The organism is Flavobacterium cryoconiti (assembly GCF_048158645.1).
Classification (GTDB): domain Bacteria; phylum Bacteroidota; class Bacteroidia; order Flavobacteriales; family Flavobacteriaceae; genus Flavobacterium; species Flavobacterium cryoconiti.
The window spans coordinates 96,248-122,355 of sequence record NZ_JBLNKW010000007.1 but is presented as its reverse complement, the minus strand read 5'-3'; the positions used below and the strand labels follow the sequence as shown (position 1 = coordinate 122,355).

Sequence of the window (26,108 nt, the reverse complement as noted above, 5' to 3'; positions counted from 1 at the left end):
AGGAGATAATTTTCACAAATTAACATTAAAATAAAAAACTATAAACGATTTATATTAACTAACCTAAAACCAATGAATACCACAATCCGAATTAAATTATCTGTAATGATGTTCCTAGAATTTTTTATCTGGGGAGCATGGTTTGTAACACTAGGCACTTTTTTAGCAAGTAATTTACATGCTTCAGGTTCAGAAACTGCTGCTGTTTTTTCAACACAATCGTGGGGCGCAATTATTGCTCCTTTTATTATTGGTTTGATTGCCGACCGTTATTTTAATGCAGAGAAAATTTTTGGTATTCTTCATCTCATTGGAGCATTTTTGATGTATCAAATGTATGTTTCAGATGATGTTACTGTTTTTTACTCTTATGTTTTAGGATATATGATTTTGTATATGCCTACATTGGCACTGGTAAATTCAGTTGCTTTTAATCAAATGAAAGATCCTGAAAAAGAATTTGCAAATATTAGAGTTTGGGGAACCATCGGTTGGATTTTAGCCGGATTATCTATAAGCTTTCTGTTTCATTGGGATTCAGCTGAAGGTGTATCAAATGGATTATTAAAAAACACATTCCTTTTAGCAGGAATAGCCGCTTTCATTTTAGGAATATTTAGTTTTTTATTACCAAAAACGCCACCGAAAGTAAGTGATGAAAAAATTAAAATTGGAGATATTATCGGTCTTGATGCTTTAAAACTTTTAAAAGATAAAAACTTTGCAGTCTTTTTTATCTCATCAATCCTTATATGCATTCCATTAGCTTTTTACTATCAAAATGCACATCCATTTTTAACCGAAGCTGGAGTTGAAAATCCAACAGGGAAAATGGCCATTGGACAAATATCTGAAGCTTTATTTTTATTATTAATTCCAGTATTTTTCAGCCGTTTTGGTTTTAAGAAAACCATTTTATTAGGAATGTTAGCTTGGGCAATTCGTTATGTTTTATTTGCTTATGGTAATGGAAGTGATTTGAGCTTTATGCTTATAATTGGTATTGCTTTACACGGTATTTGCTATGATTTCTTCTTTGTATCAGGTCAAATATACACCAACTCCAAAGCGGGTGAAAAATATAAAAGTGCTGCACAAGGTTTAATAACATTAGCTACTTATGGTGTAGGTATGTTGATAGGTTTTGCAGTTGCGGGCTGGATAACAGATAATTACAAAATGCTTGATGGAACAATTGATTGGAAAATGGTATGGATTATTCCAGCAGGTATAGCATTAGGGGTATTTTTCCTTTTTGCACTTCTATTTAATGATAAAAGTAAAACAGAAAATGAAATTACAGCAGTATAAAAACAAAATGTATGAGTACCAATTTAAATAGAAGATCTGCTATAAAAGGGATTCTTGCCGGGACTGCGGCAATGAGTATTCCAAGTGGTTTTTCTGCTTTGGCTATGCCAAAAAATGAAACAGATATGACATCTAATTTTTTAAAGGGAAATATAAATCATTCCGTTGCAAGATGGTGTTTTAGCGATTTTGACATAGAAAATCTTTGCATCGAAGTGAAAAAAATGGGAATCACGGGTATAGATTTAGTTGGGACTAAAGATTGGCCTATATTGAAAAAATATGATTTAGTATCTACCATGTGCAATGGAGCAGAAATTAATTTAGTTGATGGTTTCAATGATGTCAAATTCCATGAAACACTGATAAAAAATTACACAGAAATGATTCCGCTAGTTGCGAAAGCTGGATATAAAAATCTAATTTGTTTTAGTGGAAGCAGAAGAGGGAAAACAGATGAGGAAGGTTGGAATAATTGCGTAATTGGTTTGCAGAAACTAATCCCATTGGCAGAAAAACATAATGTAACACTGGTAATGGAATTGTTAAATAGTAAAATCGACCATAAAGACTATCAATGTGATAAAACATATTGGGGAGTTGAATTGGCAAAACGTTTAAATTCTGAAAATTTCAAGTTGCTATATGATATATACCACATGCAAATTGATGAAGGTGATGTTATTAGAAACATAAATGAAAATCACCATTATATTGCCCATTTTCATACTGCAGGAGTTCCTGGTAGAAATGAAATAGACGAGACACAGGAACTAAATTACCCGGCAATAATGAAAGCAATTGCCAAAACAGGTTATAAAGGATTTGTAGGTCAAGAATTTATTCCTAAAAATCCAAACAAATTAGCCTCCTTAAAACAGGCTATTACAATATGTGATATTTAACTAATTAAAAAAAATTACTGATGATAAAAAGAAGAGATTTTTTAATAAATAGCGGTTTGGCATTGGGAGCATTAGCTATTGCTCCTTCATTTGCATTTACTTCAAGAAAAAAAGCGATTGGAATTCAATTATGGACTTTAAGAGAGACTTTACCTAAAGATGTTAAAGGTGTATTAGCCCAAGTTGGAAAAGTAGGATTTAATGAAGTAGAAACTTTTGGATATTCCCCAAGTAATGGTTTTTTTGGTACTTCTGTAAAGGATTTTAAATCGATGCTGTGCGATAATGGTTTAAAGGCGACCAGTAATCATTTTGATTTCAATGGATATATAGAAAATGGATCAACAGAAGCTATTAAGTCTTATGTTGAGACTGCAAATATTTTAGGGAGTGAATACGTTACAGTACCTTATATTGTACAAAACTTAAGAGGAAAAAGTATTGATGATTATAAAAAATTAGCATCAAAAATAAATCAGGCTGCTGAAATTTGTAAGGCTTCAGGTTTAAAATTAGCATATCACAATCATGATTTTGAATTTGAAAAATTTGAATCTACTACAGGATATGAGATTTTATTAAACAATACTGATAAAAACTTAGTTGATTTTGAAATGGATTTATACTGGGTAGTTCGTTCCGGAAATAACCCATTGCAATTATTTAAGGAACATCCGGGACGTTTTAAAATGTGGCATGTAAAAGATATGGATAAAATAAATCCAAATTTTAATGCAGAAATTGGAACTGGTTCGATAGATTTTAAAGCTATTTTTGCTGAAGCCGAACTTTCTGGAATGAAACGTTTCTTTTTGGAACATGAATCTAATTACAAACCCAATCCAATAGAATCTGCAGCGGTAAGTTACAATTACATTAAAAATAATTTAATATAATTTTCAAGAAATATAGTTATATAAAAAAGGGATACTCAGTATCCCTTTTTTTATTACCATTTTGTTACTCCTAATAATTTTTCTCCCAATTTACTCAATCTAGCTGTTTCATATTTAGTTTGTTCCCAATTACGAGGATCTCCAGGAAATGCATATCCTTCTGGTGCAATTCGGTTTTGCCAAGAATTGATACGCCATTGACGTAATTCTTCATTATCCTCTTCAGCTGGCATCATTGAAATATATTGTGCCATTCTCACTTTATCTTTTGTAATATTTGGACGTATTCCATGAGGTTGTGTACTATTGAAAATTAATAAATCACCCGCTTCCATTTTTACTTTTACAAATTTATCTTCCAGTCCGGCAACATCAGGTTTGAAACGATTTCTACCTTCTGGTTGCGTTAATTTCCAAGTGTCATAATTTCGATATAAATCAGGAATACATTGAAAACCTCCCATGTTTTCATCAGTTTGATCGGCTAATGCAAGTACTCCTTGTACGTTTTGCGGTTTTGTTTCCGGGTCATAATCCCAATGTATGAATCCTTTGAAATCATAACCAGGTCTAATTGGCAAATTGAGATTGGCTCTATCTATTGTAACCCATAATTTTTCTGTTCCCCAAATGTCTACAAACGCATCATATACTTTTTGCATTTGTCTATTATCCCATTGGTATTGATGGTTGTATACTTCAACCATACCACTATTAGTAAGCTCTTTCATTTGCATTTCGGCTCTGGGTGGAGCGTACCAAGTTTCAGGATCATTTTGATTTTTTTCTTCAAATTCCCATAAAAAATCTGCCATCTTTTTAGCATTTTCCTTTGGCACAGCATTTTTTATTACAATGTATCCATTCTCGATCCAAAATTTCCAATCTTCTTCTGTCAGTAAACGTAATGGTTTCCCATTAGACCGATCATTTAATTTAGATGTACTGGATTTTGCTGTTGATGGATTCCCAGGAATATCTTTGTGAGCATTATTTGGCGCCATTGTAGGAGTCATAGTTGGTGTCATTGATTTATCATTCTTTTCCATTGTTCTGATATTTAGTGTTATTACTAATTCAAAATTAGAAAAAGTGAAGGCTAAATACTTTCACAAAATTTACTACTATTTGTACAATATTGATTTATTTAGTACCTTTAATCTAAGATATGTATATTTTTGAACAATTATAGAGTTTATCAAAGTATGAAAATAGTTTTTGAAGATATAAAAAGATTAGCTGGAAGTTCATTTAGAATCTTAGTGAATCCAAAATTGAATGATTTTTACTACTGGCATTTTCATCCCGAATTTGAATTGACTTTTATTTTTGCGCCAAATGGAACCCGACATGTGGGAAATCATGTTAGTGATTTTGAAGGAAGTGATTTGGTTTTTATAGGTTCCAATATTCCTCATTTGAATTTTGATTATGGAATTAAAACGGAATATGAAAAAGTAGTTTTACAAATAAAAGAAGATTTTTTCAAAAATGATTTTATTACAACTCCTGAATTAGTTTCCATTTATCAATTATTTGAAAATTCAAAAAAGGTAGTTAGTTTTCATGGAGACATAAAGAATAAAATTGGAAAAAGACTTCAAAAAATTCATCTTTTATCCCATTTTGAACAATTTATAGAGGTGTTGTCTTTATTTCAAATTTTAGCAACATCGAGTGAAATGACTCTTTTACATGATAAGCCATTTGAAAATCTATATAATAATAAAGAACAGCTACGATTAAAAGAGGTCTATAAATTTATAGAAAATAATTATCAAAGGGCTGTTTCCATTGAAGAAATAGCAAAGCTGACTCATTTATCAAAAGCTGCTTTTTGTCGCTATTTTAAGAAAATGACACGATTGACGTTTACTGAATTTCTAAATCAATATCGAATTGAACAAGCTAAAAGACTTTTAAAAAGTGATAAAAATGTAACTGAAACTTGTTACGAATGCGGTTTTGAAAGTCTATCCTATTTTAATCGAATTTTCAAAAAAGTGGTAGGTGAAAATCCGATTCAGTTTAAAAAAAGATAAAAGGATGCGTTCCTAATTATATTTGAATAACACATCCTTCTATTAACTTTTTATTCAGTTATATTAAATCCTGCAACATAAAAATTTTTGTCAATTTCTAATTTTGAATTTTCAGTTTTAGCTGGAATACCTTTCCATTCCGTTTCTGGTTTCAGCAATTCTTCTTTTCCATTTAAAGTTACTTTAACAGGCATATTGAATCCCGGAACACAATTCGTCCAACGATAGCCAAGATGATTATCCTTGAAAAAATATTCTAATGTCGGAATTCTGATATCTCTCAAATATTGGTTAAAGAATGGATTTAACTCAATTCCAACTTGTTGACTTAAGTAATCTTCGATTTGTTTGGTGGTAACTGTTTGATGATAAAAAGTACTGTTCAAACCTCTTAAAATAGTTCTCCATTTGGCATCATCATTCACAATTTGGCGCAAAGTGTGTAGCATATTTGCTCCTTTGTAATACATGTCACTGGAGCCTTCATTGTTTACATCATAGTTACCAATAATTGGTTTATCATTTGCAATATTTTTTCTAATTCCTCTTACGTATGTATATCCCGCTTCCTTACCATAATAATATTCAAGGAAAAGACTTTCAGAATAATCAGTAAAACTTTCATGTATCCACATGTCAGCAATATCTTTATAAGTGATATTATTAGCAAACCACTCATGTCCTGATTCATGAATAATGATGTAATCAAACTTTAAACCCCAACCCGTTCCACTTAAATCTCTTCCTAAATATCCATTTTTAAAACCATTCCCGTACGTTACACTACTTTGATGTTCCATTCCTAAATAAGGAGCTTCAACTAATTTATAACTATCTTCATAAAATGGATAAGGTCCAAACCAATGTTCGAAAGCTTTTAGCATTTTTGGTACATCTTGAAATTGTTTTTTTGCTTTGTCCAGATTGTTTCTCAAAACATAGTAAGTGCAATCCAAATCTCCTTTTTCTCCTTTAAATTTTTCTGAAAAGGTAACGTAATCACCAATATTTATATTTACTCCATAATTATTGATGGGATTTGATACAAACCAATTGTATGTTTTCGTTCCGTCTTTCATTTGTTTGACGCTTTGCAAACGACCATTGGAAACATCTGTCAAACCTTTTGGAACATTCACGCTAATAAGCATATTCTCAACTTCATCATACATATGGTCTTTGTTAGGCCACCAAACGCTGGCACCTAATCCTTGACAAGAAGAAGCTATAAAAGGATTCCCATTACTGTCTTTTTTCCAGGTTATACCACCATCCCAAGGTGGATTTACAGCAACCTTAGGTTTTCCTCCGTAAAACACAGTAAGTTCTTTTGTTGAACCTATTTTTTGAGGAGCTATAAATTCAATAAAAAAAGCATTTCCTTCTCTTTTGAATTTTAAAGTTACGCCATCTTGAATGACTTTGTATATCTCCATTGGATTCTGCAAATCAATTTGCATCCTATAGTATTCTTGTACCACTTGATATCGTATGGTATTAGAGCCTGTTATAGTACTATCGGAAGGATTTACCTTTACATCAAGATGATAGTATTTCACATCCCACCAAGCTCTTTCTTTAGTAATACTACCTCGTAATGAATCTTGTCTGGTAAATACTTGCTCTTTATGTCCAAGAAGCCCTTGTGCATTAGCACTATTAAAAATAAGAAATGCAATAAAAATAACGCTGAAATATTTTTTCATGAATTTGAAACTTAGAAATAAAAGATGAATTAATTTATACCAATAAATGATACATTAATGCAATTTTGAAACTGAATTTTGTTCTACTACCGCTGTAAAATCAGTAGCTAAACGATTGCCATAATCCTCCAAGAGCTCTAAAATCCGTACCTGATTATCCGATTTTACAATCAATCCTGCATGATATTCCAACGGAACCCTGAAGCAAACTTCTGAATCTGAAAACGATGATAAATCAGGATGCTGAAATTTAGACAAAGTCAGAACAATACCAGCATATTCTTTTTTTACTTTTGGTAAAGCGTATTTGGTTTCTTTTACCAAAGCATTTTCAATTGCTGCCCACTCTTTCCATAAATTAATGCCGGAAGCTTCGGCAACCATTTCCGCCAGATGCGCACCTCCTACTCGGGATGATGTTTCCAGAAAATAGATTTGTCCATCATCCTTGCATTTTATAAATTCAGTATGAGCGGCACCATGTTTCAATCCAAAGCCTTTCAATACTTGTTCATTTATCTTTTTGATGGCTTTGTCATCATCAGAATCATAAGGAATATTGGCAGAACGAAAAACACCTCCGCTTTGTGAAATTTCCATTGGTGTAGCCAAATATTTTGAAGTTAAACTAAAGATTACTTTACTATCCGAAATCAAACTATCACAATGATACACATCGCCTGGTTTGAATTGCTCCAATAAATATTTGAATCTATTATTCCCCATTTCGTTAATGTGAATCCATAAACTCTCTTTGTCATATACTTTTATAATCCCTGACGCCGAAGCTTCTGAGCGTGGTTTTAAAACCCACGGAGCTTCAATCGTATCAGCAAAAGTATTGATGTCATGATCATTAAATAACGAACAAAAAGCAGGAATTGGAATGCCGCAACTTTTCGCTCTCATGCGCATAGCGAGTTTATCTCTAAAATAACGTCCAGTGGTTTGTCCCATTCCGTCAATACGAAGATTTTCACGGAGATAAGTTGCTTTCTCTACATCATAATCATCGAGAGCTACTATGGCATCAATTTTTGTAGACTTCATGAAATTGCCAACACCTAATAATAAATGCTCTAAATTCCAATCGACATCCTGACCTTCCATATAAAAAATCTCATCAATGTATTGATGCGGCCAAGGTTTGTCTCTCAGTTTTTCACTCGTCACTAAATAGACTTTGTTGCCTGATTTTTTTAAATTAATTAAAAAATCGGCACCCTTAAAATAATTTGAAATACAAAGGAAGGTTTTAGAGTTTTCCATACGTTATAAATTTTCTATGAACTTAGTTAATAAATGAACTCCATACCCAGTTGCATGTTTACTTTTAGCAAATTCATCATCGCCAAATGCCACTCCTGCAACGTCAAGGTGTGCCCAAGCTTTATGCTCTTGGGTAAAATATTCTAAAAATTTTGCTGCGCTTATTGCTCCGGCAACTGGTTTTCCACTATAATTTTTCACATCGGCAATATCGCTTTCAATGTCTGATTTATAAACATCCCAAAGTGGTAAAGGCCACAAACGCTCACCAATTGCATCCCCGTTTTCTTGTAATTTCTTAGCCATTTCTTCATTATTGGTAAACAAAGCACCACATTCATAACCAAAAGTACCAACACTGCTTCCTGTAAGTGTGGCGATATCAACAATATATTCTGGTTTGAAATTTTTAATCAAATACGATAATCCATCGGCTAAAACAAGTCGGCCTTCGGCATCTGTATCAATTATTTCTATTGAATGTCCACTGTAACTGTGAATCACATCACTAGGCAAAAAGGATTTACTGTCAACTGAATTTTCGGCACAAGGAACAATAGCGGTAACTTTTACTGGCAATTGTAAATCGGCTATAAGTTGCATGGCTCCTAGTACTGCGCCACCACCAGCCATATCACATTTCATATGGACCATTCCTGCTGTTTTTATATTTAATCCACCGGTATCAAAGGTTATTCCTTTTCCCACTAATCCAACATGTTTTATGTGTTCCACTTGGGCTGCAGGAGTGTAATTCATAATGATAAATTGAGGCTCATTTTCACTTCCTTTTCCTACCGCCAAAAATGCGCCAAGGCCTGCAATTTTTGAAGCTTCATAACCGAGGACCTCTACATCAAATCCATATTTTTCCCCAGTCTCTTTAGCCCAATTCGCCAAATATTTTGGATTGACAGTATTAGGAGGTAAATCGACCAAATTATAAGTTGCTAATTGTGCTTTGGCTATTTTAATTCCTTTTTTGGCTGTAGCCAAATAATCTTTTTCAGAAACCAGATTCAAAGTAAAATCAGGATCTAAAAAAGGATGCTCCTTTTTCTCTGTTTTAAAATGACCTAAATCATAGGTTCCTAAAAGCAAACCAGAAACGATGGCTTCAACCTGATCCTGAGTAAATTGTTCCGGTATAACTAAAGCGACATTCGAACTAAAATTATCTTTTTGTTTCGATGAAATCCGACGAAAAATAGTTTTCAAAGATTTATAGTCTATCGCTTTTCCTAAACCAATAAAAATATATGTATTGTTATCCTTTTCAGCTAAATAGTGGGTGTCTTTTTTACCAAAAAAAACTTTGGAAGCAATTTCTAATCCATTAAATGCGATGGGAACAATACTTTTTGAGTACGTTTCAAAAGCTGGAATTAAAATCGTTCCTGAAAAATTATCTAAGTTTACTACTGTATTTGTTTTCATTTGTTCTTTTAATTTTTTTCGCTTATTGATTGAAGACACTTTAAATAGTGTATCTACGTTTTTTTTGTATTAAAAAACAACCATTCAATTGCTTTAGGAAATTCATCACTCCAATAGGTTTCGCTATGTTTTCCTTGTCTATTGATACTTAAGTTAATCTTTGATTTATCTTTTACAAATTCGCTTGAAATCAAATCCTTTTGAAACTTTTTTACGTGTTCAATCATTGTTGCACTTTCATTTCCCCCAGCATACAAATAGATTTTTGTATCAGCTGAATTAGCTTTTTCAGCATTGATTTTTAATTCAGGAACGACCCAAAGTGATGGTGAAAAAATCATTAACTTCCCATAAACTTCGGGGCTTCTCAGACCACTAAAAATACTAATCAATCCGCCCATAGAACTTCCTCCTATACCAGTAAATTCCCTTTCTTTTTTGGTTCGAAAATTACTGTCAACATAAGGTTTTAAAGTATCAGTTACAAATCGAATGTATTTTTTACCTTGACCTTTCCCCAATACAGTTTTCCCAACATTATATTCTTTTATCCGATCTTCTTCGGCGTGTTCTATAGCAATTATTATAATTTTCCCAATTTTATATTCTGACATAACTGCCAGTTTTTTATCAATTTCCCAATTGCCAAATTCGGCTGCTTCATTGAATAAATTTTGGGCATCCTGCAAATACATAACTGGATAACTTTCACTTGAATTGTCATAATCATGAGGTAATAAAGCCCAAATTTTCCTGGTTTTGTTGAGTTGCGGAATTATAAATTCATCTGAAATCAGCTGAACTTGTGGCAAAAAAGATTGCTTAAACGGCAACCAGTTCTTTCTCCATCTGGCTACGTGTTCTTTTTGAATACCAGTATGATTGCTTGTTGAGCGGTTTTCGGTACGATTTCCGCGACTGTCAATTTCTACTTCACTCCAATCCCCTTTAGTAAATTTATACAAAAGCTCGGAAGGATAATCAAAATCATGTGGAAATTTATAATGATACAAACCAATACCAATTTTCTCCATTATGAATTCTTTGTCCTGAGTGCGCCATTGATTAAAATTCCCTGAAATATAAACGGGTCTCGCATCATCTTCATCAGTTGTAAGGATTATATGTAGCCCTGTATTTAGAATCGGATTATTTATTTCTTCGGTAAATGTGGTATTGTCTGAATTCATCACTTGCATTGACTACTTGTATTTTAAAAATAAATAGTAAATATAGTCGATTGCGATTTGAAATAAAAGAAAAAAGAAAACCCAATAGCAAATGAATTTCCTATTGGGTTTGTATTTGTAAAAATTATTTGATGGATTTTACTTTTGGCGACTTTTTAAGACTTCCACAACATCATTTAGTTTAAATCCTTTAGCTTGTAACAATATAAGGTAATGGAAAAGCAAATCAGCACTTTCGCTCAAAAATAAATCATCATTATCATCTTTGGCTTCGATAACAACTTCAATCGCTTCCTCACCTACTTTTTGAGCAATTTTGTTCATCCCTAATTTAAACAATGAAGCAACGTAACTTTTTTCAGAATCCGCATTTTCTCTTCGAAGTTGGATTGTATCTTCTAAATTAGAAATAAAGCCATAATCAGCTTTGTTTTCGTCAGCCCAACACGTATCTGTACCTTTATGACATGTTGGTCCTTCTGGTTTTACCTGTATCAATAAAGTATCATTATCACAGTCGTTTTTGATGTCAATCAGATTCAGGAAATTGCCGCTTTCTTCGCCTTTTGTCCAAAGCCTTTGTTTCGTACGACTATAAAAAGTAACTTTTTTAGTGTCAACCGTTTTTTGATATGCTTCGGCGTTCATGAAACCCAACATCAAAACCGTTTTGGTTTCGCTATCTTGAATTATGGCAGGAATTAATCCGTCTGTATTTTTTGAAAAATCTATATTCATTTGTAATTTAGGATTTTCGATTTAGGATTGTTATATCCTAACTTCGATATTGTTGTTTTTAAGTTCTTTTTTTAATGTTTTGATTTCAATTTCTTTAAAATGAAATACACTTGCGGCCAATGCTGCGTCAGCTTTTCCTTCCAGAAAAGTATCTACAAAATGTTGTATGTTTCCCGCACCACCAGAAGCAATAATCGGAATATTAACTAAGTCCGAAAGTGTTGCCAAAGCTTCATTTGCAAATCCATTTTTAGTTCCGTCATTATCCATTGAGGTAAACAGGATTTCGCCTGCACCTCTTTGTTCCACTTCCTTTGCCCAATCAAATAAATTCAATTCTGTAGGTACTTTTCCTCCAACTAAGTGAACAATCCATTGTCCATTAATTTGCTTGGCATCAATAGCAACAACAACACATTGGCTTCCAAATTTTTGTGCTAAATCATTAATCAACTGCGGATTTTTTACAGCCGATGAATTAATGGAAACTTTGTCTGCTCCGTTTTGCAACAACACTTCAACATCACTAACTGATGAAATTCCACCACCAACAGTAAACGGAATATTAATAGTTGAAGCGACTTTACGAACCAAATCAACTAAGGTTTTTCTTCTTTCTTCCGTTGCCGAAATATCTAAAAAAACCAATTCATCAGCACCTTCATCCGAATATATTTTGGCTAATTCCACCGGATCTCCTGCATCACGCAAGTCCACAAAATTAACGCCTTTTACAGTTCTTCCGTTTTTTATATCGAGGCAGGGAATAATTCTTTTTGTTAACATCTAAATTAAGTATTAAATTGTAAGGATGAATTATTAAGTTTTTTTGATATTGTTTTTAGAAGTAATAATTATGCTTTTTATTAATTTTAAAACTTCGACACCATCATTATTTAAACTTAAAAATTCTTCATTCGAAATATAACTTGTTGCTTGTAAGAGTTCAAGCCAATATAACGTTTCATCTGCTTCTTTTTGAGAAATACCCATTTTATGAATAAAATCAGCTTTGCTTTCTGCATTTTTAGCTTCTCTAATATTTGCACCAACAGAAGTTCCAGAACGTAAAATTTGTTTACTCATTACATATTCACTTCTAGTATTTAAAGTTTTATATAAATTAACAATTCTAATGGCAAAAGAAAAACTTTTTATTTTTATTACGTCTTCACTCATGTTTAATACTTAATAATTCATACTTAAAACATAGTTTTCCAATTGTTTCAACGAAATTCTTCCTTCATAAATTGCTTTTCCAATTATCGTTCCTTCACAACCCATTTCTGCTAGTTTTGGTAATTCATCAAAAGTAGAAATTCCTCCTGAAGCAATCAATTTTATGCCGCTGGCTTCCGCCAAAATTTTAGCATATAAATCAAAAGATGGCCCTTCAAGCATACCGTCTTTGGCAATATCCGTACAAATTACATACTGAATTCCTTTATTTTGGTAGTCTTGGATAAATGGAATCAAGTCTTCATTAGAATCTTCTAACCAACCTGAAACTGCTACTTTTTCATTATTAGCATCTGCTCCCAAAATAATTTTATCAGAACCATATTCTACAATCCATTTTTCGAATAGTTCTCTGTTCTTAACAGCAATACTTCCACCGGTAATTTGATTCGCACCACTTTCAAAAGCAATTTTCAAATCGGAATCCGATTTTAATCCACCTCCAAAATCAATTTTCAATTTGGTTTGCGTAGCTATTTGCTCCAGTATTTTATAATTCACAATTTGGCTTGACTTTGCACCGTCTAAATCAACCAGATGCAAATATTCGATTCCGTGTGCTTCAAATGATTTCGCCACTTCAAGCGGGTTTTCATTGTATATAATTTTGGTATTGTAATCGCCTTTTGATAAGCGAACACATTTTCCTTCTATGATATCTATTGCGGGTATTATTCTCATTTATTTTTAATTTAAAGATTTAAAAATTGAATTATTTAAAGATTGGCATTGTTGATTAAAGAAATATTTGATTCTCTAATTTTTCAATCTTCAAATTTTTCAATTATTTAATTTTAAGAAATTAGCCAAAATTTGTTCTCCAATATCGCCACTTTTTTCTGGGTGAAATTGTGTTCCGTAGAAATTATCCTTCTGCAAAGCTGAGGCGTATTCTACTTCGTAATCTGTTGTGGCAATGGCTTCGGGACAGTTCGGCACATAAAAACTATGTACCAAATACATGTATTCATTTTCATTAATACCGCTAAACAATGGTGATTTCAAATTATAAATTTGGTTCCAACCCATTTGTGGCACTTTCACTTTTGGCGTAAATTTGATTACATCAACATCAAAAATTCCCAAACCTTTTGTATTCCCTTCTTCTGATTTGTTGCACATCAATTGCATTCCCAGACAAATTCCTAAAACGGGTTGTTTCAAGGTTGGAATCAAAGTTTCCAAACCACTTTCTAAAAGCATTTTCATTGCTGAACTTGCTTCACCAACGCCTGGAAAAATAACTTTATCGGCTGCCTTTATTTCGTCCGGATTATTACTCAAAACTGCTTTGAATCCCAGTCTTTCGATGGCAAACATAATGCTTTGAATATTTCCTGCGCCGTAATTTATGATTACTATTTTCATTCTTTTTAACCATTAAGAAATTAAGTTTCATTAAGGATTTAACACTTAATAATTCATAATTTATAATTCATAAATTTTTTAAAGCATCCCCTTCGTACTTGGTAAAATCATCTTCTCCGTATCTCTTTTTACTGCTACTTTTATTGCTTTTGCAAAAGCTTTAAAAATGGCTTCAATCTTGTGATGTTCGTTCGTTCCTTCTGCCTTGATATTAATGTTTGCTTTAGCACCATCCGAGAAAGATTTGAAGAAATGATAGAACATCTCAGTCGGCATTTTTCCTACCATTTCGCGTTTGAATTCGGTTTCCCAAACCAACCAGTTTCTGCCTCCAAAATCAATAGCCACTTGTGCCAGACAATCATCCATTGGCAAACAAAAACCGTAACGTTCTATTCCTAATTTATTTCCTAATGCTTTTGCAAAAACTTCTCCAAGTGCAATCGCAGTGTCTTCAATAGTGTGGTGTTCATCGACTTCTAAATCTCCTTTTACAAGGATTTCTAAATCCATTTGTCCGTGACGCGCAATTTGGTCCAGCATGTGGTCAAAAAAGGCAATTCCAGTTTCGATTTTACTTTTTCCGGTTCCGTCAAGGTTTAAGTTGATGTAAATATCCGTTTCATTCGTTTTTCTTTCAATTGAAGCAGAACGTTCTTCTAATTTCAAAAACTCATAAATTACTTTCCAATCTGTAGTTTGTAAAGCGATAACCGAGTCCAGTTCTTCTCTTTTCGAAGCAATTTCAGTACTTCCCAAAGCTTCGTCCGTGTTGATAAAAATAGCTTTTGAACCCAGGTTTTTTGCTAATTCTACGTCAGTTATTCTGTCTCCTATTACGAATGAATTCTCTAAATCATACTCCGGATTATCAATATATTTTGTCAATAAACCCGTTGCAGGCTTGCGAGTTGGCGCATTCTCGTGCGGAAATGTTTTGTCAATTAATACTTCTTTGAAAATAACTCCTTCATTTTCAAAAGCCTTCATAATTAAATTATGAACTGGCCAAAAGTTAATTTCCGGATGAGAATCAGTTCCCAAACCATCTTGATTTGTAACCATTACGAGTTCAAAATCTAGTTCTAAAGCAATTTTCCCAAGGAATTGAAACGCTTTTGGATAAAATTCTAATTTTTCAAAACTGTCTAATTGATAATCATTTGGTTCCAAAACCATTGTTCCGTCACGATCTATAAAAAGTATTTTTTTCATTATATTATATTTAAACTAAGCGTTTAGGCTTTGTAATGCTGCTATTAATTTTTTATTTTCTATTTCGGTTCCAACGGTTAAGCGTAAACAATTATCGCATAATGGTTGGGTTGTTCTGTTTCTAATGACGATTCCTTTAGCAATCAATTCATCATATCTTTTATTGGCATTATCCACTTTTATCAGAATAAAATTGGCTTCTGTTGGATAGATAATATTAACAAAATCTATATTAAGTAATACTTTAAGTAACTTATCTCTTTGTTCTATTATAGATTCAATTTCAGATTTTATTTTTTCTGAATTAGCTAACCTATCCAAAGCTCTTTTTTGAGTTAGCTCATTCACATTATATGGTGGTTTTATTTTATTTAAAACCGAAATTACTTCTGCGGATGCATAACAAATTCCCAAACGTATTCCTGCTAAACCATACGCTTTTGATAGTGTTTGAGTAATAACCAAATTAGGATATTCGTCTAATTCATTGATCCAACTTTCCTTTTCTGAAAAGTCAATATACGCTTCGTCAATTACAACCAAACCATTGAAGTTTTTCAACAAATAGGCTACGCTTTCATCCGAAAATGAATTCCCGGTTGGATTATTGGGAGAACACAAAAAGATGATTTTTGTAGTTGAATCAACAGCTTCCATAATTTTCTCAATTTGCGGTTGAAAATCCTCCGAAAGTAAAATTTCTTTATTATCAACTGCATTAATATTAGCCAAAACACCATACATTCCGTATGTTGGTGGTAAAGTAATTACATTGTCCTTTTTTGGTTCACAAAAAGCTCTGAATAATAAATCCAACACTTCATCACTTCCGTTACCCAATAAAATTTGATTCGTTTTGACATTTCTTTGTTTTGCCAAAATTCCTTTTACACTCATTTGTTGTGGATCCGGATACCTGTTGACCCCATTTTCAAACGGATTTTCATTGGCATCCAAAAAAATCATATCTGCAGTATCAAAATCCTCAAATTCATCACGAGCCGAAGAATAGGGTTTTAGTTGCTTAACGTTTTCTCTAACTATATTATTTATATTGAAATTATTTTCCATTTTCAATTGCTTTTAATCGTAATGTAACAGCATTTTTGTGCGCTTGCAATCCTTCGGCTTCTGCCATGATTTCAATAGCTTTACCTATGTTTTGTATTCCCTTTTTAGTTATTTTTTGAAAAGTCATCGCTTTCGTAAAACTATCCAGATTTACACCACTATAATTTTTTGCATAACCATTTGTTGGCAACGTATGATTAGTTCCTGACGCATAATCACCAGCACTTTCAGGTGTATAATTACCTATAAAAACAGAACCTGCATTATGAACGCCATTGCTATAAAAATCATCAAATTCAGAACAAATAATAAAGTGTTCCGGGCCATATTCATTGATCAATTCCAAGGCAATTGTATCGTTATCTACAAAAATCAATTTAGAATTGGCAATGGCTTTTTCAGCAATCGCTTTTCTTGGAAGTAAGTCCATTTGTATTTGAATTTCGTTTTCAACGGCATCAATTATTTTTTTTGATGTGGAAACTAAAATTACCTGACTATCAGCTCCGTGTTCTGCTTGAGATAATAAATCAGATGCTACAAAAGCTGGAACAGCGGTATCATCCGCCACAATCAATAATTCCGATGGACCGGCAGGCATATCGATTGCCACGCCAAATTGCGTTGCCAATTGTTTAGCAACCGTCACAAATTGATTTCCAGGGCCAAATATTTTATATACTTTAGGAATCGTTTCTGTTCCAAAAGTCATTCCGGCAATAGCTTGTATTCCTCCTACTTTCAAAATTTTAGTTACGCCACATAAATTTGCAGCATACAAAATAGCTGGATTTATATTTCCGTTTTTATCCGGCGGAGAACACAAAACAATTTCGTTGCAACCTGCGATTTCTGCTGGTACAGCAAGCATTAATACTGTAGAAAATAATGGAGCGGTTCCGCCGGGAATATACAATCCTATTTTTTGGATTGGTCTTTTTTCTTGCCAACAATTTACTCCTTCAATAGTTTCTACTGCTACTCTTTCTGTTTTTTGAGCAGAATGGAATTTTTTTATGTTTGACTTTGCCAGTTGAATAGCTTCTTTTAATTCAGAAGAAATGGATGCAATAGCCGCTTCAATTTCAGCTTTAGAAACCTCTAACTTTTCGATTGATGCGCCATCAAAAAGCGACGTGTATTTTGCAACAGCAACATCACCTTTCTTTTGTACTTCCTTGAAAATTTCCTTTACTGTTGCTTCAATATCATCAACAGTTTTAGTAGGTCTCTCTAAAATGGAAGACCAAGTTTCTGGTTTTGGATTGTATATTTTATTCATTGTATTGTTTTTAACCGCAAAGTTCACAAAGGTTTTTTGCAAAGTTCGCAATGAATTCTTAAATAGAATACTTTATAATTTAAAACTTTTAAAGGACCATTTTCTCAATTGGGCAAACTAAAATTCCTTCGGCTCCAGCTTCTTTTAATTGATCAATAACATCCCAAAAACGATCTTCTTCAATAACGGTGTGTACACTTGACCAACCTTCTTGCGCCAAAGGCATTACGGTTGGGCTTTTCAATACAGGCAAAATTTTATTGATAAGCTCGATTTTATCATTTGGCACATTCATCAAAATATATTTTGACTTACGCGCTCTTAAAACTGATTGGATTCTGAATTGCAATTTGTTTAAAATAGCTTTATTTTCAGTTGTTATTTTTGGAGAAATAGCCAAAACTGCTTCACTTTTAAAAATAACTTCTACTTCCTTTAAATTATTTTTAAACAAAGTACTTCCGCTGGATACAATATCCACAATAGCATCAGCAAGACCAATATTTGGTGCTATTTCTACCGAACCTGAAATTTGGTGCAAATCAACAGTTACATTTTTAGAATTAAAAAAGTCTAAAACAGTATTTGGATATGAAGTAGCAATTCGCAATCCATCTAAATCTTTTACCGAATTGTATTGAAAATTTTTAGGAACCGCTACCGAAACTTTACATTTAGAAAAACCTAGTTTTTCTGCAACTTCAATATTTTTTCCTTTTTCAACCAAAAGATTATCTCCAACAATTGCAGCATCTACGACTCCATCAATTAAGTATTGAGGAATATCGGAGTTTCTTAAATACAACACTTCTAGTGGAAAATTAGAAGCTGATGCTTTAAGTTGGTCATTTCCATTGTTTATAGAAATTCCACAATCTTTTAGAATTTGAATACTGTCTTCGTTTAAACGTCCTGATTTTTGAATTGCAATTTTTAGTGTACTCATTTTTTGTTTAGTTTTTGTTTTTTTGTTTAGAATATTATGATTGAGTACAAATATTAGGCAATAAAAAACCCGCTTGATGTACTCAAACGGGTTTTTAGATTATGATGATTTACAAACATAACATTAACACATCGCTTGAGAGCAATAATGAAAATGATGATGATGTAATTTATTTGTTAACATGTTTTGTGTAATTGTATTGATCTTAAATTCTTCTGCAAATATAAGAGATAAATGATTTATAATCCAATTTTTAATTTAACTTAAAGTCGTTTTATTGTTAAATTAATACTATCTATCGTATTCTTTTGGCTCTGATTTATTAGAAACAGGAGCTTCTTTTGCTGAATCAACATTATTTTTAACAGCTGAATCGACACTCTCTTTTCTAATTTCAGTGTGACGAATTTCACCACCTGAAGTTCCAACTAAAGTTGTTAAATAGACACCTACAATTGCCACAATAACCGCTACAAAAGAGATAAATTTAGCTTTAGAATGATTTTTTAAATTTAAAACTATACCCATAATTGAAATAGCTCCAAGTAAATACAATACAATTGCCAGTTTTTCGGCTATTTCTTCATGTTCGTGAATTATTCTTTTCCCAATATTAGGCATATCTTCAACCAACTTTTCTGCTCCATCACCTGTAGCCATACTTGCAAGTGCAAAAAGTGCAGCAACAATGAATAAAGCATAAGCTGTATTTTTTACTGAATTGTTCTTTAAAATAATTCCAGTAATTAAAATTCCAAGTCCTAAAATGGTCCCGATAATTGGAAAATGGTTTACGATCATGTGTAAGTGAGCATCGTTCATAATATAATTTGTTTAAGGTTTAAATGTAGTACAATAATATCGATTTTATTTGAAACATGATTATCCATTTTATCCAGCTAATGAAACACCTATTAACGACCCAATTCCATAAGTTACCGCAGCTGCAGCCAAGCCGAAAGATACTTGCCTAAGCCCAGAGAACATAATACTTTTGCCTGTTAATAATGTTATTGCAGCACCTATTCCAAAAAGCCCGACAACACTGCTTCCAACACTCAATAAAATGGCATTTTTTCCGTCTAAAAACATAAATGGATATAATGGTATAATCGCTCCGATTGAAAATAAGACAAAAGAAGCTATAGCTGCTTCCCAAGCAGAGCCTCCTAATTCTTCTTTATCAATACCTAATTCTTCAGTAATAATTGCATCTATAGCTGTTTGCGGATTTTCGAATGCCTTTTCAGCTAATTTTTTAGCTTCTTCAATATTCATTCCTTTAGCTTGGTATAACAATATAAGCTCTTTTTTTTCTTCTTCAGGTGAAGCTTCCAATTCTTCAGTTTCTAAGTCAATTTGGCGTTGGTTTAATTCTCTGGAACTTTGTACCGAAAGCCATTCACCCAAAGCCATTGAAATTGCTCCCGCCAAAAGTCCTGCAATCCCAGTCAATAATATTGTATTATTAGAAACTGCAGCACCGGCAACTCCCATAACTAAACTCATATTAGAAACCAATCCGTCATTAGATCCTAAAACTGCTGCTCGCAACGCATTACCACCAACTGACTTATGTCTGCTTTCAAATTTAGATAAAAAACCGCCTGAAACATTTAGTGCAGCATTATTGTTTACCGCTTCAATTATATTAAGATGATTGTGTTCAAAACCTGTTGGCTTCTCCCCACTTTCAATTTTGTTTTTTATTGCATTAACCGCAAATTGCTTTTCAATACTTGAAAGGCTGCTAATTATAGAAGTGTAACCAAAAAATTTACCCAGTTTCAGTTGAAATTTTGCTCTTCCTGAAGGCAAAGGCATTTTATAATTCGGTTCCAAAGTCAATACTTTATCTAACATGTGTTTAGCATGACCTTTTTCTATATCTGATAATCCCCGTAAAACTCTAGTAAGATTGTCATCTGATTGAATTGCTGCAATACTATCATACAAAAAAGCAGTATCTACTTCCGTTTGTAATTGATCTTTTAGTTTGTTTAAATCCATATTTATTTATTTTTAATTGACTAAATCAAAAACTCCTTTTGTCAATATTTTTGAAGATGAACTAATGGTGTTATTAGGCAAAATTTCTACAAATTCTCCAGATTTTTCACCTATAGAAACACTTATTTTTTTAAATGAAAATCCATTTTTCTCTTTATCTAATAAAAGTACGAAATTTTTGTTGTTTTCAGTAATAATTGCTTCTATTGGTAGCGCTAAATTTTTTTTAGAATCTACTATAATTCCAGCTTCAACAAACATTCCGGTTAGTAATTTTTGTTTAATGGTATCATCCAAATGTCCATGAATATTAATCGTTCTATCATTCCCTTCTATTGATTTTCCAACCAAATGTACTTCGGCATTAAATTCTTCTTTCGAAGCTTCAGGTACTTGAAATTTAATTTTCTGTCCTATTTTAACCTTCAAAATATCTTTCTCAAAAACGGCTAATTCTAAATGCAAATGGTCCGTATCAACAATTTCCAAAATAACATCCGATGGGCTCATAAGCATTCCCACATTGGCATTCATAATCACAATATCTCCTGAAATAGGAGAAAAAATAGTTATGATTGAGGTCAACTTCCCTTTCTCCACTTGAGATGGATTAATGTTTAACAATACTAATTTAGCTTTTAAACTCTGATGCATCGCTTTAGCACGTCGGTACTCACTTTCTGCTTTTAAGTAGTTCTTTTGCGAAGTTATTTTCTCATCATACAGTGTTTTTTGACGTTCGTATTCTGATTTTAAATATTTGATTTGCTCCGCTACTTCCAAATAATCTTTTTGAATATCTAAAAATTCCGTGTTTTCCAATGTCAATAAAGCTTGCCCTTTAGTCACTTTATCACCAACTAAAAGTTTGGTTGATTTTACATAACCACCAATAAAAGTTGTGACTTTTACCCTGTTTTGTGGTGGAACATCGATCCTTCCCGAAGCTTTAACTGTTACGTCAAAGTCTTGTACAGTGGGACTGGCAATTTCCATTCCTGAAGATTGGAATTGTTCTTTTGTGGCTGTTATAAAACCGTCGTCTTTGGGAGTTGGATCATCCGTTTTGGTTTCTTTGCAAGAAAAAAAAATAAAGGATAAAGCGACTATATAAATTGATTTTTTCATTTGTAAATATTAAAAATTAAGGAATTCTAAATCTAATTGCGTTTTGTTAAATTGTAAAACAGTGTCCAAATAGTCTACTTGAATCGTAGTAGCATTTTCTAAACTCTGGATATATTGAAAAAAATCAATTTCACCATTTTTGTAGCTGCTATTGGCGACTTTTATAATTTCATCAGATAATTTTTTACCATATTGATTGTAATAATTAATGGCTTCCTGGTATTTAGCTAATTCATTATTTTTTTGAGCAATATATTGATTGATTTTCAGCTCTTCGTTTAGCTTTTGTTGTTCCCAACTTTGTAATTCTAACTGAGCAACTTTAGTTTTAGAAACATTACCGGAAAATAATATTGGTACAGCCAAACCAACTTGAAAACCATACAGTGATTGTGATAAACCGTTATTTTTACCTTGAAAATAATCCACATTTATATCAGGCAACCAATGTTGTTTTTGTAAATTAATTTGATTTTTATAATTTTCAGTAACACTTTCTAAATAAGTAGTATAGTATAATTTACTTATTTCGTTAGTTAAACTATTAATTGGTGTTATTATTTTATTTTTTATTTCAATTTTCTCTTCTGTTTGCACCAAGGATTGCAACATTTCATACTGTGCTTTTTTATCATTCTCAATTTGAATGAGCGTCGTTCTAATTTTTCTAAATTTAGATTGAGCTGTAATTTTTTCCAGGTAATTCGTTTCTCCTAATTCAAAACGCCTGTCGCTGGCTTTAGAGAAATTTTGGTACAAACTATCTAAATAGTGATATAAGACTTCTTGGTTTTGCAAATAAACAATATGATAATACAGATTCGAAACTCCAAAAGCGAGTTTGTTTTTTTGAATATCAAAATTGGCTTTTTCTTTATCATATTCTGCAGAATAAACCTTTTTTTGCGCTCCATAAACCGTTGGAAAAGCAAATCGTTGTTGCACTCCAAAGACTTTTAAAGGTTCATTATTTAAAGCTAAATTATTTTGGTCATAACTATAATAAATATTGGTTTTGTCAAATGTGTAAGCCGTTTTTATATTCTCTTTCATTTTAGTAACCTGCAATTGGGCTGAATTCAGCCCTTTATTGTTTTCGATTGCTTTTGAAATTAATCCTTCTAATTCATTATTATTTGAATTTTGGGCAAAAGCCATTGATGAAGCTAACAAAAACAGCATCATAAAAGTTGATTTTTTGTGTTTGAATTTAGGTTTCTTAAATTCTTTTCCATCAAAAACTTTATATAAAATGGGTAAAACAACCATGGTTAAAATAGTTGCCGTAAATAATCCACCAATAACTACCGTTGCTAATGGACGTTGTACCTCTGCTCCTGCTGATGAAGAAATTGCCATTGGTAAAAAACCTAATGCTGCTGCAGAAGCTGTCAATAGTACGGGACGCAATCTATCGGTTGTGCCTTTTAGAATCAATTCATCCATATCTTTCATCTCACCGTTGTGTTTTAATTCTTTAAAATGCTCTATAAGTACAATTCCATTAAGGACCGCAATTCCAAAAAGTGCAATAAAACCAACTCCTGCCGAGATACTAAAAGGTAAATCCCTTATCCATAAGAAAAGTATGCCACCTACTGCCGAAAGCGGTATTGCAGTATAAACCATTAATGCTTCTTTAATAGTTCCAAAAGCAAAATACAAAAGAATAAAAATCAACAATAAGGCAATGGGAACTGCAATCATTAATCGGGCTTTTGCACTTTGAAGATTTTCAAATTGTCCACCATATTTCACATAATAACCTGCAGGAAGTTTGATTTTAGTATCAACAATTTTTTGAATATCAGCCACTACACTTTGCAAATCCCGATTTCGAACATTGATGCCCACAACAATTCTACGATTTGTATTATCTCTGGAAATTTTGGCAGGACCTTCAGTGTATTCAATTGATGCTAATTCACTTAATGGAATTTGTTCTCCGTTTGGAGTTGAAACATATAAATTTCGTAAGTCATCAATATCAGTACGTTTTGTTTTGTCCAAACGGATAACCATATCAAAGCGTTTTTCTCCTTCAAAGACATTTCCAACTATTTTCCCAGCAAAACCAAGCGCAATTGTTTCGTTCAAATCCGCAATATTTAAACCATAACGAGCAATTTTGGAACGATCATAAACTACCGCCATTTGAGGTAGTCCTTCTGTCTTTTCGACAATTATGTCTGATGCTCCTTCGACATTTTTAATAGCCACTTTAATTTCATGTGCTTTTTGAGCCAAAATATTTAAATCTTCGCCGAATATTTTAACAGCAACATCTGAGCGTGTTCCTGAAATTAATTCATTGAAACGCATTTCTATGGGTTGTGTAAATTCAATATCCATATTTGGAATTTGTTTTTCAATAGCGCTTTTAATTTTATCAGCTAATTCATCTTTACTGGAAGCCGAAACCCATTGTGATTTTGGTTTTAGCTTGACAATAACATCACTTTCTTCCATAGACATAGGATCTGTTGGAACTTCGGCAGCACCAATTCTGCTGACTACTTGCTGTACTTCGGGAAAGTTTTTAAGAATTATTTTTTCAATTTTTGTCGTTGTTGCAATCGTTTTTGTCAATGAAGTTCCTGTTTTAAGAACTGGTTGAATCACAAAATCGCCTTCGTCTAACGTTGGGATAAATTCACCTCCCATTGTTGCAAATAAAGCGATTGCCATAAATAATAACCCAATTGCACCATACATCACTTTTTTGGTATTGGCCAAAGCCCAAATAATTATTGGTACATAAAAGGAGTTTAATTTTTGGATTAATCGGTTGGAAAAGGAATTTAGATTTTCTATTGTTGGTTTTAAAAACAACGAAGAAACGACAGGAACATAAGTAAAACAAAATATCATGGCTCCAACCAAAGCAAAACTGAATGTCATTGCCATAGGTTTGAACATTTTACCTTCGATACCTGATAAAGAAAGAATTGGAATAAAAACAATCAAAATAATCAATTGGCCAAAAATAGCCGAATTCATCATTTTTGAAGCACTTTTATACGTGATTTGGTCAATTTCTAACTGGCGCTCTTCTTTGGATAAATTCCCAAGATTTGCCGATTTACTAGCGATTTGAAAGGCAATAAATTCAACAATAATAACGGCTCCGTCTATTATAATTCCAAAATCAATTGCGCCCAAACTCATCAAATTAGCATCTATCCCAAAAATATTCATCAATGAAATTGCAAATAATAAACACAATGGAATTACAGAAGTCACAACTAATCCTGAGCGCCAGTTTCCTAACAATAAAACCACTACAAAAATCACAATAAGACATCCTAAAATAAGGTTTTCGGCAACTGTAAAAGTAGTCTTCCCCACTAACTCACTTCTTTCCAAAAAGCCGTTAATATAAACGCCTTGCGGCAAATGCTTTTGAATTTCAGCAACTCGGTCTTTTACATCTGAAATTACTTGTTTTGAGTTTCCTCCTTTTAGCATCATGACTTGTCCCAAAACTTTTTCGCCTTCGCCGTTTCCTGTAATTGCTCCAAAACGATTGGCATTTCCATAACGAACTTGTGCTAGATTTTTGACATAAACAGGCAAACCATTTACATTCTTAACGACGATATTTTCAATATCCTGAATGGATTTTACTTTTCCTTCAGCGCGAATAAAATAACTTTGATTTACTTTTTCGATGTAAGCACCACCAGCGATACTGTTATTTTTTTCTAATGCCGTAAAAATATCACCAGTAGTAATATTCATTGCTTTTAAGCTGGAAGGCAATATGGCAATTTCGTATTGTTTTAGATAACCACCCCAGGTATTTATTTCTACAACACCTTTAATTCCTGATAATTGTCGTTTTACCACCCAATCCTGAAGTGTTCTCAAATCAGTAACTGAATATTGATTTTTGAATTCAGGTTTTACTTCTAGTGTATATTGATAGATTTCGCCTAATCCTGTCGTAATTGGTCCCATTTCGGGAGTTCCAAAACCTTCTGGAATCTTTTCAGTTGCAGCTTTAATTTTCTCTGCGATTAATTGTCTGGGAAGATAGGTTCCTAAATCGTCTTCAAAAACTATCGTAACTACAGATAATCCAAATTTTGAAATGGAACGAATTTCTTTCACTCCAGGTAAATTAGCCATTTCAATTTCAACGGGATACGTTATAAATTGTTCAATATCTTGTGTTGAAAGATTATGTGAAGTTGTAATTACCTGAACCTGATTGTTAGTAACATCAGGAACTGCACCTATAGAAATTTGGAAAACAGAAAATAATCCGAATAAAAAAACTCCTATAGTAAAGAGTAAAACTATGAGTTTGTTTTTTAAGCTGAAAGCAATAATTTTTTCGAGCATTTTAATCT

At 32.6% G+C, this 26,108-nt stretch carries 22 protein-coding genes; 4 read left to right on the top strand and 18 right to left on the bottom strand.

From position 1 onward, the window contains the following. Positions 1 to 72 precede the first annotated feature (72 nt). The 3 genes from ACM55H_RS11470 to ACM55H_RS11460 are packed head-to-tail and all read left to right on the top strand — an operon-like array spanning position 73 to position 3,112. Positions 73 to 1,311 carry a nucleoside permease gene (locus tag ACM55H_RS11470; protein ID WP_416836618.1) on the top strand — a complete coding sequence of 413 codons (1,239 nt, stop codon included), beginning with the start codon at positions 73 to 75 and terminating at the stop codon, positions 1,309 to 1,311. A gap of 11 nt (positions 1,312 to 1,322) precedes the next feature. Beyond that, a complete protein-coding gene (locus tag ACM55H_RS11465) occupies positions 1,323 to 2,216 on the top strand; it encodes a hydroxypyruvate isomerase family protein (RefSeq protein ID WP_416836617.1) in 894 nt (297 codons plus the stop codon). 20 nt (positions 2,217 to 2,236) lie between these two features. Then, on the top strand, positions 2,237 to 3,112 hold the full coding sequence (locus ACM55H_RS11460) for a sugar phosphate isomerase/epimerase family protein (protein ID WP_416836616.1): 876 nt from the start codon (positions 2,237 to 2,239) through the stop codon (positions 3,110 to 3,112). A 53-nt stretch (positions 3,113 to 3,165) separates the two neighbouring features. On the opposite strand, the gene ACM55H_RS11455 is transcribed toward ACM55H_RS11460, so the two are convergent. After that, positions 3,166 to 4,161: a phytanoyl-CoA dioxygenase family protein gene (locus ACM55H_RS11455; protein ID WP_416836615.1), complete on the bottom strand. Its 996-nt coding sequence runs from the start codon at positions 4,159 to 4,161 to the stop codon at positions 3,166 to 3,168. 156 nt (positions 4,162 to 4,317) lie between these two features. Here ACM55H_RS11455 and ACM55H_RS11450 point away from each other — a divergent pair, with 156 nt between their 5' ends. Then, positions 4,318 to 5,154, top strand: a complete 837-nt coding sequence (locus ACM55H_RS11450) for an AraC family transcriptional regulator (protein ID WP_416836614.1) — start codon at positions 4,318 to 4,320, stop codon at positions 5,152 to 5,154. A gap of 50 nt (positions 5,155 to 5,204) precedes the next feature. Here the strand turns inward: ACM55H_RS11450 and ACM55H_RS11445 are convergent, their stop codons facing one another. The 17 genes from ACM55H_RS11445 to ACM55H_RS11365 form a co-directional block, all read right to left on the bottom strand. Further along, positions 5,205 to 6,860, bottom strand: coding sequence for a M1 family metallopeptidase (locus ACM55H_RS11445; RefSeq protein ID WP_416836613.1), 1,656 nt, complete (start codon positions 6,858 to 6,860; stop codon positions 5,205 to 5,207). Positions 6,861 to 6,914: 54 nt separating this feature from the next. Beyond that, positions 6,915 to 8,129 (bottom strand): ATP-grasp domain-containing protein, encoded by a 1,215-nt coding sequence (locus ACM55H_RS11440; RefSeq protein ID WP_416836612.1) that lies wholly within the window; start codon positions 8,127 to 8,129, stop codon positions 6,915 to 6,917. 3 nt (positions 8,130 to 8,132) lie between these two features. Beyond that, a complete protein-coding gene (locus ACM55H_RS11435) occupies positions 8,133 to 9,566 on the bottom strand; it encodes a leucyl aminopeptidase family protein (RefSeq protein ID WP_416836611.1) in 1,434 nt (477 codons plus the stop codon). Between the two features lie 53 nt (positions 9,567 to 9,619). Continuing rightward, on the bottom strand, positions 9,620 to 10,765 hold the full coding sequence (locus ACM55H_RS11430; protein ID WP_416836610.1) for an alpha/beta hydrolase: 1,146 nt from the start codon (positions 10,763 to 10,765) through the stop codon (positions 9,620 to 9,622). Between the two features lie 129 nt (positions 10,766 to 10,894). After that, positions 10,895 to 11,494: a bifunctional phosphoribosyl-AMP cyclohydrolase/phosphoribosyl-ATP diphosphatase HisIE gene (hisIE, locus tag ACM55H_RS11425; RefSeq protein ID WP_039108135.1), complete on the bottom strand. Its 600-nt coding sequence runs from the start codon at positions 11,492 to 11,494 to the stop codon at positions 10,895 to 10,897. A gap of 30 nt (positions 11,495 to 11,524) precedes the next feature. After that, positions 11,525 to 12,280 (bottom strand): imidazole glycerol phosphate synthase subunit HisF, encoded by a 756-nt coding sequence (hisF, locus tag ACM55H_RS11420; protein WP_416836609.1) that lies wholly within the window; start codon positions 12,278 to 12,280, stop codon positions 11,525 to 11,527. Positions 12,281 to 12,313: 33 nt separating this feature from the next. Continuing rightward, positions 12,314 to 12,673 (bottom strand): four helix bundle protein, encoded by a 360-nt coding sequence (locus ACM55H_RS11415; protein WP_039108137.1) that lies wholly within the window; start codon positions 12,671 to 12,673, stop codon positions 12,314 to 12,316. 9 nt (positions 12,674 to 12,682) lie between these two features. Continuing rightward, positions 12,683 to 13,414 carry a 1-(5-phosphoribosyl)-5-[(5-phosphoribosylamino)methylideneamino]imidazole-4-carboxamide isomerase gene (gene hisA / locus ACM55H_RS11410; RefSeq protein ID WP_416836607.1) on the bottom strand — a complete coding sequence of 244 codons (732 nt, stop codon included), beginning with the start codon at positions 13,412 to 13,414 and terminating at the stop codon, positions 12,683 to 12,685. A gap of 99 nt (positions 13,415 to 13,513) precedes the next feature. Further along, complete coding sequence (gene hisH, locus ACM55H_RS11405) at positions 13,514 to 14,101, bottom strand: imidazole glycerol phosphate synthase subunit HisH (protein WP_416836605.1); 588 nt, start codon at positions 14,099 to 14,101, stop codon at positions 13,514 to 13,516. 78 nt (positions 14,102 to 14,179) lie between these two features. Continuing rightward, the gene (gene hisB, locus ACM55H_RS11400; protein WP_416836604.1) at positions 14,180 to 15,316 is read right to left on the bottom strand and encodes a bifunctional histidinol-phosphatase/imidazoleglycerol-phosphate dehydratase HisB; all 1,137 of its coding nucleotides are present in this window, start codon (positions 15,314 to 15,316) and stop codon (positions 14,180 to 14,182) included. A gap of 15 nt (positions 15,317 to 15,331) precedes the next feature. After that, complete coding sequence (gene hisC / locus ACM55H_RS11395) at positions 15,332 to 16,387, bottom strand: histidinol-phosphate transaminase (protein ID WP_416836603.1); 1,056 nt, start codon at positions 16,385 to 16,387, stop codon at positions 15,332 to 15,334. After that, positions 16,377 to 17,669: a histidinol dehydrogenase gene (hisD, locus tag ACM55H_RS11390; protein WP_416836602.1), complete on the bottom strand. Its 1,293-nt coding sequence runs from the start codon at positions 17,667 to 17,669 to the stop codon at positions 16,377 to 16,379. The genes hisC and hisD overlap by 11 nt, the downstream gene beginning before the upstream one ends. 88 nt (positions 17,670 to 17,757) lie before the next feature. After that, entirely contained in the window at positions 17,758 to 18,615 is an 858-nt protein-coding gene (hisG, locus tag ACM55H_RS11385; RefSeq protein WP_039108143.1) for an ATP phosphoribosyltransferase, read from the bottom strand. A gap of 291 nt (positions 18,616 to 18,906) precedes the next feature. Beyond that, positions 18,907 to 19,437 carry a DUF2231 domain-containing protein gene (locus ACM55H_RS11380; protein WP_416836601.1) on the bottom strand — a complete coding sequence of 177 codons (531 nt, stop codon included), beginning with the start codon at positions 19,435 to 19,437 and terminating at the stop codon, positions 18,907 to 18,909. A gap of 69 nt (positions 19,438 to 19,506) precedes the next feature. Then, positions 19,507 to 20,625, bottom strand: coding sequence for a VIT1/CCC1 transporter family protein (locus ACM55H_RS11375; RefSeq protein WP_416836600.1), 1,119 nt, complete (start codon positions 20,623 to 20,625; stop codon positions 19,507 to 19,509). A gap of 12 nt (positions 20,626 to 20,637) precedes the next feature. After that, on the bottom strand, positions 20,638 to 21,753 hold the full coding sequence (locus ACM55H_RS11370; protein ID WP_416836599.1) for an efflux RND transporter periplasmic adaptor subunit: 1,116 nt from the start codon (positions 21,751 to 21,753) through the stop codon (positions 20,638 to 20,640). A gap of 9 nt (positions 21,754 to 21,762) precedes the next feature. After that, positions 21,763 to 26,100 carry a CusA/CzcA family heavy metal efflux RND transporter gene (locus ACM55H_RS11365; RefSeq protein ID WP_416836598.1) on the bottom strand — a complete coding sequence of 1,446 codons (4,338 nt, stop codon included), beginning with the start codon at positions 26,098 to 26,100 and terminating at the stop codon, positions 21,763 to 21,765. Positions 26,101 to 26,108 lie beyond the last annotated feature (8 nt).